Origin of the sequence: Streptomyces sp. NPDC026589, assembly GCF_040638385.1 — a bacterium.
GTDB lineage: Bacteria > Actinomycetota > Actinomycetes > Streptomycetales > Streptomycetaceae > Streptomyces.
Genome location: NZ_JBEZYG010000002.1, coordinates 581,965 through 593,384, shown reverse-complemented (window position 1 = coordinate 593,384; position 11,420 = coordinate 581,965). Strand labels below are relative to the sequence as shown.

Genomic DNA, 11,420 nt, shown 5'->3' with positions numbered 1-11,420 from the left:
CCTGGTGTCAGCAGTCTTTGGCACTTTCTGCCAATCAGAGACGCTGCGGGCCCGGCGAGTTGCGCGGCTCCCTGCCGTGCGTCGCCCCCGCCCCGCCCGACCGAATAGGGGACTGTCAGTCATGGCCCGTATTCTCTGTGACCATGCTCGACGACCGCCAGACAGCCGCACCATGGCCGACCGCCTACCCCCAGGGGTACGCGGTCGTCGACGTGGAGACCACCGGACTCGCCCGCGACGACCGGATAGTGTCCGCCGCCGTCTACCGGCTGGACGCCCTGGGCAATGTCGAGGACCACTGGTACACGCTGGTCAACCCGGAGCGGGACCCCGGGCCCGTCTGGATCCACGGGCTGACGAGCGATGTGCTCGAAGGCGCGCCGCTCTTCCCCGACGTGGCCGCCGAGCTGTCGGAGCGGCTCAAGGACCGGGTGCTCGTCGCGCACAACGCGGCGTTCGACTGGTCGATGATCGCCCGGGAGTACGCGCGTGCGTCGGTGATCGCCCCGGTCGAGCACCGGCTGTGCACGATCGCGCTGGCCAAGGAGTTGCGGCTGCCGCTGCCCAACCACAAGCTGGCCTCCCTCGCCGCGCACTTCGGAGTCGTACAGCAGCAGGCCCACCACGCCCTGGACGACGCCCGGGTGCTGGCCGAGGCGTTCCGGCCGAGCCTGCACGCCGCGGCCCGGGGCGGGGTGCGGCTGCCGTTGCTGGAGTGCCGGCCGCTGACCGAGTGGTCCGACTCCCCCGTCACCCCGCGTGTCGGCTACCAGCCCTCCCGGCAGCAGAACAGCTGGCGGCCCTCGCGCAAGCGGCCGGCCTGCCCGTATCCCAATCCGGGGCGGTACGAGAAGGAGAAACCGCTCCAGCAGGGGATGCGGGTGGCCTTCTCCGGGGACACCTCGATCGACCGGGAGCTGCTGGAGGACCGGGCGGTGGAGGCCGGCCTGCACGTGGCGACCAGTGTGTCGCGGCTGACCAGTCTGCTGGTGACCAACGACCCCGACGCCGCCACGTCCAAGACGCAGAAGGCGAAGACCTTCGGGACGCCGATCCTGGAGGAGAGCGCCTTCACCCATCTGCTGCGCGACGTGGCCCCTGCCGGACCGCCTCCGGGGGCGACCTTGCCGCACCAGGCCCCCGCACCGTCATCGGAGTGAACCGGCCACGACTCGCCCGGCAGCCGCTCGCCCCGTGACCGTCGGGCGTCCCACCCTGTGGCGCATGGCACGTTGTGAGGTTTGCGGAAACGACTACGGCATGTCCTTCGAGGTGCACGCGCAGGGCGCGGTGCACGTCTTCGACTGCTTCTCCTGCGCCATCCACCGCATGGCGCCGATCTGCGAGCACTGCCGGGTCCAGGTGATCGGGCAGGGCGTCGAGGTCGACGGGCACTGGTACTGCGGCGCCCACTGCGCCCGCGCCGAAGGGAGGGCGGGCATCGTGGACAAAGTGTGACGGCTCGGACCGCCGCCGGATCGCTCCGGCTCCACCCCTGAGTGCCGCACCCCATGACCCCGGTTGTACGGTCATGGGGTGTACCGCTTCCTGTTGACCCGGCAGTGGGTGATCCTCACCCTGCTCGGCCTCGCGCTGATTCCGACGATGATCGAGCTGGGTTTCTGGCAGTTCCACAAGCACGGACACCGGGTCGAGCAGAACGCGCTGATCTCGCGGAACCTCGACGCGGAGCCGGTCCCGGTCTCCGAGCTCACCTCTCCCGGACACACCGTCCCGCGCTCGGACTACTGGCGGGCGGTCACCGCGACGGGGACGTTCGACACCGAGCACGAGGTGGTCGTCCGCCGCCGGACCTCGGACGACGACCGCATCGGCGTCCACGTCCTGACACCGCTGGACCTCAAGGGCGGCGGCACCGTCCTGGTCAACCGCGGCTGGGTCCCGGCCGCGCCCAACCAGACCGCCTTCCCCGACGTGCCGCCCGCGCCCCGGGGCGAAGTGACCGTCGCCGGCCGCCTCAAGGCGGACGAGACGACCGGCAGCAGCGGCATCAAGGACCTGGCGGGGCTGCCGGACCGGCAGGTGATGCTGATCAACAGCGACCAGCAGTCCCAGCTGCTGTCCCGGACGGTCCTCGGCGGGTACATCGAGCAGACCGCCCCCCGCCCGACGGGTGATCTGCCCGAGCAGATCGCCTCCCCCGACGACAGCTCGATCGGCCCGCACATGGCCTACGCCGTCCAGTGGTGGCTGTTCGTCGCCGCCGTCCCGGTCGGCTGGATCATTCTCGTACGCCGTGAGAAGCGCGACCGTGAGCAGGCCGCGGCCGGGAACGCGACGGCCGACGCCCCCGGACAGCCCGAACCGGCGAGCGCCTGAGGCCTCCGGCGAACCCTCGGGCCCGATGGCTGGTTGACAAGGGCCCGGTTCGGGAAAACGCCAGGCGTGACCCCACGCATCGAGGACTACGCCCTGATCGGCGATCTCCAGACCGCCGCGCTCGTCGGCAGGAACGGTTCCGTCGACTGGCTCTGCCTGCCCCGCTTCGACTCCGGCGCCTGCTTCGCCGCCCTGCTCGGCACCGAGGAGAACGGCCACTGGCGCATCGCGCCCAAGGGGGCCAACCCCTCGGACACCTGCACCCGGCGCGGGTACGCGGGTGACTCCCTGGTCCTGGAGACGTACTGGGAGACGCGGACCGGCACGGTGAAGGTCATCGACTTCATGCCGCAGCGCGACAGGTCGCCGGACCTGATGCGGATCGTCGAGGGCGTCAGCGGCACCGTCGACATGAGTTCGGTACTGCGGCTGCGCTTCGACTTCGGTTCGGTGGTGCCCTGGGTGCGGCGTTCGCACGGCCACCGGGTGGCGGTCGCAGGCCCCGACTCCGTATGGCTGCGCAGCGAACCGCCGGTCAAGACATGGGGCCAGCAGTTCAGCACCTGCTCCTCGTTCACCGTCGCCGAGGGCGAGAGCGTGGCGTTCGTGCTGACCTGGCACCCCTCGCACGCGCCGCGCCCGAAGCTGATCGACCCGCGCAAGGCGCTGAAGCACACCCTCCACGACTGGGCGAAGTGGACCGACGCCTGCACCTACGAGGGCCCCTACCGCGATGCCGTGCTGCGCTCCCTGATCACCCTGAAGGCGCTGACGTACGGCCCGACGGGCGGCATCGTGGCGGCCCCGACCACCTCCCTCCCGGAGGAGATCGGCGGTGTACGGAACTGGGACTACCGCTACTGCTGGCTGCGGGACGCCACACTGACCCTCGGCGCGCTGGTCTCGGCCGGCTATCTGGAGGAGGCGGAGGCCTGGCGGGACTGGCTGCTGCGGGCCGTCGCCGGGGACCCGGCCGACCTCCAGATCATGTACGGGCTGGCGGGCGAGCGGCGGCTTCCCGAGATGGAGCTGCCCTGGCTCGCCGGGTACGAGCACTCCCGGCCCGTACGCATCGGCAACGCGGCGGTCCGTCAGCGTCAGCTCGATGTGTACGGGGAGGTCATCGACGCGCTCCGGCTCGCCCGCGTAGCCGGTCTCGACGACAAGCCCCACGCCTGGAACCTCCAGCTCAGCCTGCTCGGCTTCCTGGAGTCGACCTGGCGCGAGCCGGACGAGGGTCTGTGGGAGATCCGCGGCCCCCGGCGGCACTTCGTGCACTCCAAGGTGATGGCCTGGGTCGCCGCCGACCGGGCGGTGCGCTCGCTGGAGGAGAATCCCGAACTGCCCGGCGACGCCGACCGCTGGCGGGCGATGCGGGACGCCGTGCACGCCGAGGTCTGCGAGAAGGGGTACGACCCCGAGCGGAACACCTTCACCCAGTCCTACGGGTCACGGGAGCTGGACGCCTCGACGCTGCTCATCGTGCGGACCGGGTTCCTGCCGCCGGACGACCCGCGGGTGACCGGCACGGTGGACGCGGTCCGCGCCGAGCTGGGCAGCGACGGGCTGGTCCGTCGCTACAGCACCCAGGGCGTCTCCGTGGACGGACTGCCGGGCGACGAGGGGGCGTTCCTGGCCTGCTCGTTCTGGCTGGTGGACGCGTTGCAGCGGATCGGCAGGCCGGACGAGGCGCGGGAGCTGTTCGAGCATCTGCTGGAGCTGCGCAACGACGTGGGCCTGCTCGCCGAGGAGTACGGCGTGGCGGCGGGGCGGCAGCTGGGCAACTTCCCGCAGGCCTTCAGCCATATCGGTCTGGTGAACTCCGCTGTCGACCTGGCCGGGGAGGACCCGGCAGGATAGGGCCATGGATCTTGGACTGAAGGACCGCGTCTACATCGTCACCGGAGCGACCCGGGGCCTCGGCAACGCCACGGCCCGCTCCCTGGCCGCCGACGGCGCGAAACTGATCATCACCGGAAGGGACGAGAAGTCCGTCGCGGAGGCCGCCGCCGAGCTGGGCCCGGACGCGGTCGGGCTCGCCGCCGACAACGCCGACCCGAGCGCCGCTCAGCGCCTGGTGGACACGGCGCGGGAACGCTTCGGACGGCTCGACGGCATCCTCGTCAGCGTCGGCGGTCCCGCCCCCGGCTTCCTCGCGGACAACACGGACGACCAGTGGCAGACGGCGTTCGAGACGGTGTTCCTGGGGGCGGTACGTCTCGCCCGGACGGCCGCGGCCGCGCTCGGCGAGGGCGGCGTGATCGGCTTCGTGCTCTCCGGATCGGTCCATGAGCCCATCGCGGGGCTGACCATCTCCAACGGGCTGCGCCCCGGTCTCGCCGGCTTCGCCAAGTCGCTGGCCGACGAGCTGGGTCCGCGCGGCATCCGGGTGGTGGGCGTGCTGCCGGCCCGGATCGACACCGACCGGGTCCGCGAACTGGACGCCCTGTCCGGCGACGCGGAGGCCGCCCGCACCGCGAACGAGGCGCGGATTCCGCTGCGGCGCTACGGGACGCCCGAGGAGTTCGGGAGGACCGCGGCCTTCCTGCTCTCCCCCGCCGCCTCGTACCTGACGGGAATCATGGTCCCGGTCGACGGCGGGGCACGGCACGGCTTCTGACCCGTCCCACCGCTCCCCAGGCGCCGTAAGGGCCGTCAGGACACCCGCTCCGCGCGGTGCTTGACGGCCCTGAGGCGTACCTCCGCGGGGAGTTCGTCCAGACCGGCCGAGTCGCGTGCGTGCGCCAGCGCCCCGTCGGCGACCGCGTTCAACGTCCCCAGGGGCGCGGCGTGCGGTTCCATCAGCAGGCGGACCCGGGCCCGGGGCGCGGTGCGGCGGCCGGTCAGCATCGCCTGGGCGCGGGCCACTCCGTCCAGTGCTTCCGCCTCCCCGGCGAGGACGCCCTCCAGGGCGCGGCCCCGCAGCTGCGCCCCTTCGCCGTCGCCGCTGTCCACCAGGACGTCGGCGAGCCGGCCGCGGCGGAGCTGGGCGAGGAACCACCACAGAGCGAGGACCACGAGGACGGCGAGGACGGCGATCACCGTCGGCCACCACCAGCCGTCGTCGCGCCAGCGCTGCCGGTCGGCCGCGCTCAGCAGCACGTCGGTCTTGCCGTCCCAGGGCCACCAGGACGGCACGGAGGCGCCGAGGCCGGCGGCGAGCACCGCTCCTGCGACGACGACCAGCACCAGCCCGGCCAGGGCCAGCAGGACCCGGTTGACGGTGGAGCGCATGCGGCTCATCCCTTCTTCGCAGGTCGGTGCACCTGGACGGAGAGGGCCGGCGGACGCGCCAGGCCCAGTTCCCGGACGGTCCTCTCCAGCACGGCGTCCAGATCGGTCCGCACGTCGTCGAGGTCCCGGAAGTGGGAGAGCGCGCGCACCTTCGCCTTCCGCCGTCCCATCCTGACCCGCACGGACTGCACACCGGACACCTCCACGGACCGGTCCCGCAGGACCAGTGCCGCGGCGGTGCGGTCGAGTCCGGCCCGGACGTCCGCGCGGTCGCGACGCATCGGCAGCAGGTCGCGCAGTCCGGGGGTGAGGGCGAGCAGGATCAGCCAGAGTCCGATCAACGCCGCCACCCCGGCTCCGATGAGCACCGCGACGTCGTCCAGCCGCTGTTCGGCCAGTCCGTCGGCGAGGGAGCGACGCCACCGCATGGCCGGCTGGTCGGCCCGTACGGCGGCGATGTCGTAGAGCAGCAGCCCGGCCCCGCCCAGGAGTACGAGGGCGAGCAGGGCGGCCGGGACGCGGCGGGCGGACCAGAAGCGGCCGGCGGCGCTGTCGCCCTGTCCCAGAGTGGGGACCGGTTCGCGGGCGTCGGCTGTCGTGTCCGGGGCAGGCGTGCGCGCGTCGGCGTCGTCCTGTCCGACGGTGGGCATCCGCCGGGTGGAGCCGGTCGGTTCACGGGGTTCGGTCATCGGATCCTCCCCTGTGCGGCGGCGCTCGCTCCGGCGGGGTGCAGCCGTTCGACCTGCACGGCCACCTCGGGCACCTCCATGCCTGCCAGTGCCTTGACCCGCTGGGCGACCCGGCGGCGTACGGCTCCGCACTGGCGGCCGATGTCGCTGGGATAGCCGAGCTCCAGGCTGACGCGGACCCGGGCGGCGTCGCGGTGCACGGTGACCGTGGCACGCGGTGACGCCCCGTCCGCGGGCGGTTCGTCGATCGCCTCCTTCGCCGCCTGGGCGGCGATCTTGGCGACGACGCGGTCGGCGATCCGGGTCTCGCCCCGTATCCCGGCGGCGACCCGGCCGGTCACCGCCGTCACCGTCGCCGGTCGCCGCGCTCGCGACTCCGGAAGAAGTCGCCGGGCTCCAGGTCGCCGTCCAGGAAGCGGCCGGCGATGAAGCCGACCGCACCCAGCGCGGCCACCAGTACGAAGGCTCCGAACCCGCCGAAGTAACCGGCGAACCCGAGCGCCATGCCGGCCAACAGACCGGCGACAGCCATGCTCATCGTGTTTTCTCCTCAACTGGCATGCGACGGAGGTACGGAAGGGCTACTGGACCCGCTGTTCGGACTCGTCCTCGTCGTCCTCCTCGTCGGGCAGCTTGACGTCGCTGACCGCGATGTTGACCTCGACGACTTCGAGTCCGGTCATGCGCTCCACGGCGGCGACGACGTTCTCACGCACGTCGCGGGCCACGTCGGAGATGGACACGCCGTACTCGACGACGATCTCCAGGTCGAGGGCCGCCTGGGACTCGCCGACCTCCGCCTTCACACCGCGGGTGACGGACTTGCCGCCGCCGGGAACCCGGTCACGGACGGCGCCGAACGTCCTCGACAGGCCGCTGCCCATCGCGTGGACACCGGCCACGTCGCGTGCCGCCATTCCGGCGATCTTCTCGACGACGCCGTCGGCGATGGTGGTGCGGCCCCGGGTACCGGGGTCACCGCCGCCGCGCTTGCCGAGGTTCTTGCCGCCCGGGCCGCTGTCGGGGTTGTTGCGCTGGGAGCTCTCAGTCATCGCCGATCTTCCCTTCGGGACAGGGTTGGACTTCCTTGCCCACGTTAAGTGCGCTTTCCGCATCCCGCGCCGTGGATGCGGCAGGCTGGGGCGATGACAACAGCGCGGGACCCGCAGAGGGACGACGGATGGACCGCCGCGGTACGGCAACGGCTGGGCCTGGGCAGACTGCTGCCGCTGGGCGGCCCGGCGGACGGTGCGTGGATCGCCGAGACGGCTGCCGCCGCGGTGCTGCGCGGGGCGACGGCCCGCCCCGGGACGGTGCTGGGGAAGCTGCGGATCGGCCCGACGGAGGCGGCGGTGGAGGCGGCTGTGGCCGGAGGCGGCCGCGACACGTCGCGGGGCCCGGCGGACGCGGCGCCGCCCCCGGCTCCGCCGAACGCGCTGCCGTCGGTACCGCTGCGGATCGAGGCGGAGTTCTCGACCACCCCGGACCGGCCGCTGCCCGACACCGCCGCGGCCCTGCGCGCGGCGCTGCTCACGGCCGCCGCCGCCCGGCTGGGTCTGGAGATCGCCGAGGTGGACCTGACGGTCACGGCATTGCTGGAGGACGGTGCGACCGATCAGGTGACGGCCGCGGAGACAGCGCCGCCGGCCCCGGGCGTGAAGCCGGAGGGGCCGGTGGCGGCGGCTGCCGCCGGGGTGCCGGGGGTCGTCTCGCTGACCCGGGTCCTGGGCGACCCGGTGCACACCTCTCGCGACCATGTGCGGGTCGAGGTGGCGACGGCCGGGGACCACCGGGCGCTGGATGTCGCCCGGTCCGTGCGCACGGCGGTGGCGGCGGCCGCGGCGGAGCGGCTGCCGGTGTCGGTGCTGGTCACGGAGGTGGTCAGTCGGTGATGCCCGCCAGGTCGCGGAGCCGGCGGCCCTGGGCGGCCCGCTCGGCGACGCGCTGCTCCTCGTAGTCGCGCGAGAGCGCGCCTACGAGGAGGGCCTTGGTCTCGACGACGGCGTCGCGGGGTGCCGCGACCAGGGCCGCGGCCAGGTCGCGCACCGCCGCGTCGAGCTGGTCGGCGGGGACCACGAGGTTGGCGAGGCCGGTGCGCTCGGCCTCCTCGGCGTGCACGAAGCGGCCGGTGGCGCAGATTTCGAGCGCGCGGGCATACCCCACGAGGTGCACCAGGGGATGGGTGCCCGTGAGGTCGGGAACGAGGCCGAGGCTGGTCTCGCGCATGGCGAACCGCACGTCCTCGGCGACGATCCGCAGATCGCAGGCGAGGGCGAGCTGGAAGCCGGCGCCGATGGCGTGGCCCTGGACCGCCGCGATCGACACCAGGTCGTTGCGGCGCCACCAGGTGAACGCCTCCTGGTACTCGGCGATGATCGCGTCGAGCTCGGCCTCCGGGCCGCGCGCCATGTCGAGGAACGACGGCTCGCCGTCGAAGCCCTCGGGAGTGAAGGCCTGCCGGTCGAGGCCCGCGGAGAAGGACATGCCCTCGCCGCGGAGCACCACGACCCGGACCGTGCCCGGCAGCGCCCTTCCGGCCTCGGTCAACGCCCGCCACAGAGCGGGAGACTGAGCGTTGCGCTTGGCCGGGTTGGTGAGCGTCACCGTGGCGACGGCATCGTCGACGGTGAGCCGTACGCCGTCCTTGTCGAGCACAGTGTCGAGCGAGGTCATGGGGCGCCTCCGGGTGGGGTGCAGTCAGCACTCGGTATGAAGTGACTGAACAGTAACCACCCGGACGACCTTGCGGTCGGCCGGGTGGTCACCCCGAATTCCGTTGGGCCCGAATGACGTCGAATGACGCCGAAGACACCGAAAACGCAGAGGCCTCAGGCCGAAGCGGCCTTCTTGCCCCGTGTCGCGCCGCCGCGTCCTCGCAGCGTCACTCCGGATTCACTGAGCATCCGGTGGACGAACCCGTAGGAGCGGCCGGTTTCCTCGGCCAGCGCCCGGATGCTCGCACCGGAGTCGTACTTCTTCTTCAGGTCTGCCGCGAGCTTGTCACGCGCGGCGCCGGTTACCCGGCTGCCCTTCTTCAGAGTCTCGGCCACCCGTGCCTCCTCATGGGAAGTGCGCTCTGGACTCTCATGATCACCCCTCCCGCGCTTCCTGGCCACCCATTCGGCAAGGTCGGTGCGAGCGGTTTCCCCGACGCGAGGTGCGCCGGGGAGAGCGGAATCCTCGATTCCCCATGGCGCGCGAGGGTGCACGGCCCGGACCGGCAGGAGAACAGCCAGGTCAGAGCCGTACGGGGAAGTGCGGCCGGAAAGGGGGCGCATGACGGGTGAGCGCCGGGCGCACCACCGGAGTACGAGACGTCCTCACGCAGATGATGGATCACGCGTAGGCCGAATGATCTATCCCCGATGGATCAGGCGAGGGCGACGAGGTCGCGGTAATCCGCTCCCCACAGGTCCTCGACACCGTCCGGGAGCAGGATGATCCGCTCCGGCTGGAGCGCCTCGACGGCACCCTCGTCGTGGGTGACGAGGACGACCGCACCCTTGTAGGTGCGCAGCGCGCCGAGGATCTCCTCGCGGCTGGCGGGGTCGAGGTTGTTCGTCGGCTCGTCGAGCAGGAGCACGTTGGCGGAGGAGACGACCAGGGTCGCGAGGGCGAGGCGGGTCTTCTCGCCGCCGGAGAGCACGCCCGCGGGCTTGTCGACGTCGTCGCCGGAGAAGAGGAAGGAGCCGAGCGTCTTGCGGACTGCCACGAGGTCGAGGTCGGGGGCGGCGGAGCGCATGTTCTCCAGGACCGTGCGCTCCGGGTCGAGGGTCTCGTGCTCCTGGGCGTAGTACCCGAGCTTGAGCCCGTGCCCCTCGATGATCTCGCCGGTGTCGGGCTTCTCGGCGCCGCCGAGCAGGCGGAGCAGCGTGGTCTTGCCGGCGCCGTTGAGGCCGAGGATGACGACGCGGGAACCCTTGTCGATGGCGAGGTCGACGTCGGTGAAGATCTCCAGCGAGCCGTACGACTTGGAGAGGCCCTCCGCCATCAGCGGGGTCTTGCCGCAGGGCGAGGGCTCGGGGAAGCGCAGCTTGGCGACCTTGTCGGAGACCCGGACGGCCTCCAGACCGGAGAGCAGCCGGTCGGCGCGCTTGGCCATGTTCTGGGCGGCGACCGTCTTGGTGGCCTTGGCGCGCATCTTGTCGGCCTGCGCGTTGAGGGTCGCGGCCTTCTTCTCGGCGTTCTGGCGCTCGCGCTTGCGGCGCTTCTCGTCGGCCTCGCGCTGCTGCTGGTAGAGCTTCCAGCCCATGTTGTAGACGTCGATCTGGGAGCGGTTGGCGTCGAGGTAGAACACCTTGTTGACGACCGTCTCGACCAGGTCGACGTCGTGGGAGATCACGATGAAGCCGCCGCGGTAGGACTTGAGGTAGTCGCGCAGCCAGACGATGGAGTCGGCGTCGAGGTGGTTGGTCGGTTCGTCCAGGAGCAGGGTGTCGGCGTCCGAGAAGAGGATCCGGGCCAGCTCGACGCGGCGGCGCTGACCACCGGAGAGCGTGTGCAGGGGCTGGCCGAGGACCCGGTCGGGCAGGCTGAGCGCGGCGGCGATGGTGGCGGCCTCGGCCTCGGCGGCGTACCCGCCCTTGGTGAGGAACTCCGTCTCCAGGCGCTCGTACTTCTTCATGGCCTTCTCGCGGGTGGCGCCCTGCCCGTTCGCCATCCGGTCCTCGTTCTCGCGCATCTTGCGCAGGATCGTGTCGAGGCCGCGGGCCGAGAGGATGCGGTCGCGGGCGAGGATGTCGAGGTCGCCGGTGCGCGGGTCCTGCGGGAGGTAGCCCACCTCACCGGACCTGGTGATGGTGCCCCCGGCGGGGGTGCCCTCGCCCGCGAGGCACTTGGTGAGGGTGGTCTTGCCCGCTCCGTTGCGGCCGACGAGGCCGATGCGGTCGCCCTTGGCGATACGGAAGGAGGCGGACTCGATGAGGATGCGGGCGCCGGCGCGCAGCTCGATGCCGGAAGCGGTGATCACGGAAAAACTCCAGGGCAGTTTGGACGGCGGAGGGACGAGGGCGGAGGTCTCTCGACGCCGCTAATGCACAAGGAGGAAAGCCATACGGCCCATTCTACTGGCGGTGCGCAACTTCTTTTCCGCGCGCTCGTCGGGACGAACCGTTCGACATCCGGCTCGGGGCGGCACCCGCCTGGACGCGGCGGTGG

At 71.9% G+C, this 11,420-nt stretch carries 14 protein-coding genes; 6 read left to right on the top strand and 8 right to left on the bottom strand.

Translation table 11 applies throughout. The features are described 5' to 3' along the window. Positions 1-137 precede the first annotated feature (137 nt). From AB0F29_RS05690 to AB0F29_RS05670, 5 genes are all read left to right on the top strand, one after another. On the top strand, positions 138-1,160 hold the full coding sequence (locus tag AB0F29_RS05690) for a DEDDh family exonuclease (protein ID WP_361867693.1): 1,023 nt from the start codon (positions 138-140) through the stop codon (positions 1,158-1,160). Between the two features lie 64 nt (positions 1,161-1,224). Beyond that, a complete protein-coding gene (locus tag AB0F29_RS05685; protein WP_078625819.1) occupies positions 1,225-1,458 on the top strand; it encodes a hypothetical protein in 234 nt (77 codons plus the stop codon). Positions 1,459-1,536: 78 nt separating this feature from the next. Further along, positions 1,537-2,340, top strand: a complete 804-nt coding sequence (locus AB0F29_RS05680; RefSeq protein ID WP_361867691.1) for an SURF1 family protein — start codon at positions 1,537-1,539, stop codon at positions 2,338-2,340. Between the two features lie 66 nt (positions 2,341-2,406). Then, a complete protein-coding gene (locus AB0F29_RS05675; protein ID WP_361867689.1) occupies positions 2,407-4,200 on the top strand; it encodes a glycoside hydrolase family 15 protein in 1,794 nt (597 codons plus the stop codon). A 4-nt stretch (positions 4,201-4,204) separates the two neighbouring features. After that, positions 4,205-4,960: an SDR family oxidoreductase gene (locus AB0F29_RS05670; RefSeq protein ID WP_361867687.1), complete on the top strand. Its 756-nt coding sequence runs from the start codon at positions 4,205-4,207 to the stop codon at positions 4,958-4,960. Positions 4,961-4,995: 35 nt separating this feature from the next. Here the strand turns inward: AB0F29_RS05670 and amaP are convergent, their stop codons facing one another. Genes amaP through AB0F29_RS05645 form a run of 5 tightly spaced genes read right to left on the bottom strand, consistent with a single transcriptional unit; the run spans position 4,996 to position 7,315 of the window. Next, positions 4,996-5,574, bottom strand: a complete 579-nt coding sequence (gene amaP, locus AB0F29_RS05665; protein WP_361867686.1) for an alkaline shock response membrane anchor protein AmaP — start codon at positions 5,572-5,574, stop codon at positions 4,996-4,998. A 5-nt stretch (positions 5,575-5,579) separates the two neighbouring features. Beyond that, positions 5,580-6,263, bottom strand: coding sequence for a DUF6286 domain-containing protein (locus AB0F29_RS05660; protein ID WP_361867684.1), 684 nt, complete (start codon positions 6,261-6,263; stop codon positions 5,580-5,582). Then, on the bottom strand, positions 6,260-6,613 hold the full coding sequence (locus AB0F29_RS05655) for a hypothetical protein (protein ID WP_361867682.1): 354 nt from the start codon (positions 6,611-6,613) through the stop codon (positions 6,260-6,262). Before AB0F29_RS05655 ends, AB0F29_RS05660 begins: the two co-directional genes overlap by 4 nt. After that, the gene (locus tag AB0F29_RS05650) at positions 6,610-6,801 is read right to left on the bottom strand and encodes a hypothetical protein (RefSeq protein ID WP_012381448.1); all 192 of its coding nucleotides are present in this window, start codon (positions 6,799-6,801) and stop codon (positions 6,610-6,612) included. The genes AB0F29_RS05655 and AB0F29_RS05650 overlap by 4 nt, the downstream gene beginning before the upstream one ends. A gap of 43 nt (positions 6,802-6,844) precedes the next feature. Then, positions 6,845-7,315, bottom strand: coding sequence for an Asp23/Gls24 family envelope stress response protein (locus AB0F29_RS05645; RefSeq protein WP_018957713.1), 471 nt, complete (start codon positions 7,313-7,315; stop codon positions 6,845-6,847). A 93-nt stretch (positions 7,316-7,408) separates the two neighbouring features. Here AB0F29_RS05645 and AB0F29_RS05640 point away from each other — a divergent pair, with 93 nt between their 5' ends. Beyond that, positions 7,409-8,155, top strand: coding sequence for a hypothetical protein (locus AB0F29_RS05640; RefSeq protein ID WP_361867680.1), 747 nt, complete (start codon positions 7,409-7,411; stop codon positions 8,153-8,155). Here AB0F29_RS05640 and AB0F29_RS05635 read toward each other — a convergent pair. The 3 genes from AB0F29_RS05635 to AB0F29_RS05625 all read right to left on the bottom strand — a co-directional run bounded on the left by AB0F29_RS05635 (position 8,145) and on the right by AB0F29_RS05625 (position 11,232). After that, entirely contained in the window at positions 8,145-8,936 is a 792-nt protein-coding gene (locus tag AB0F29_RS05635) for an enoyl-CoA hydratase/isomerase family protein (protein WP_361867678.1), read from the bottom strand. The two genes, AB0F29_RS05640 and AB0F29_RS05635, sit on opposite strands and share 11 nt — an antisense overlap. 155 nt (positions 8,937-9,091) lie before the next feature. Beyond that, complete coding sequence (locus AB0F29_RS05630) at positions 9,092-9,313, bottom strand: helix-turn-helix domain-containing protein (RefSeq protein WP_006123601.1); 222 nt, start codon at positions 9,311-9,313, stop codon at positions 9,092-9,094. Positions 9,314-9,633: 320 nt separating this feature from the next. Continuing rightward, positions 9,634-11,232, bottom strand: coding sequence for an ABC-F family ATP-binding cassette domain-containing protein (locus AB0F29_RS05625; protein WP_361867676.1), 1,599 nt, complete (start codon positions 11,230-11,232; stop codon positions 9,634-9,636). Positions 11,233-11,420 lie beyond the last annotated feature (188 nt).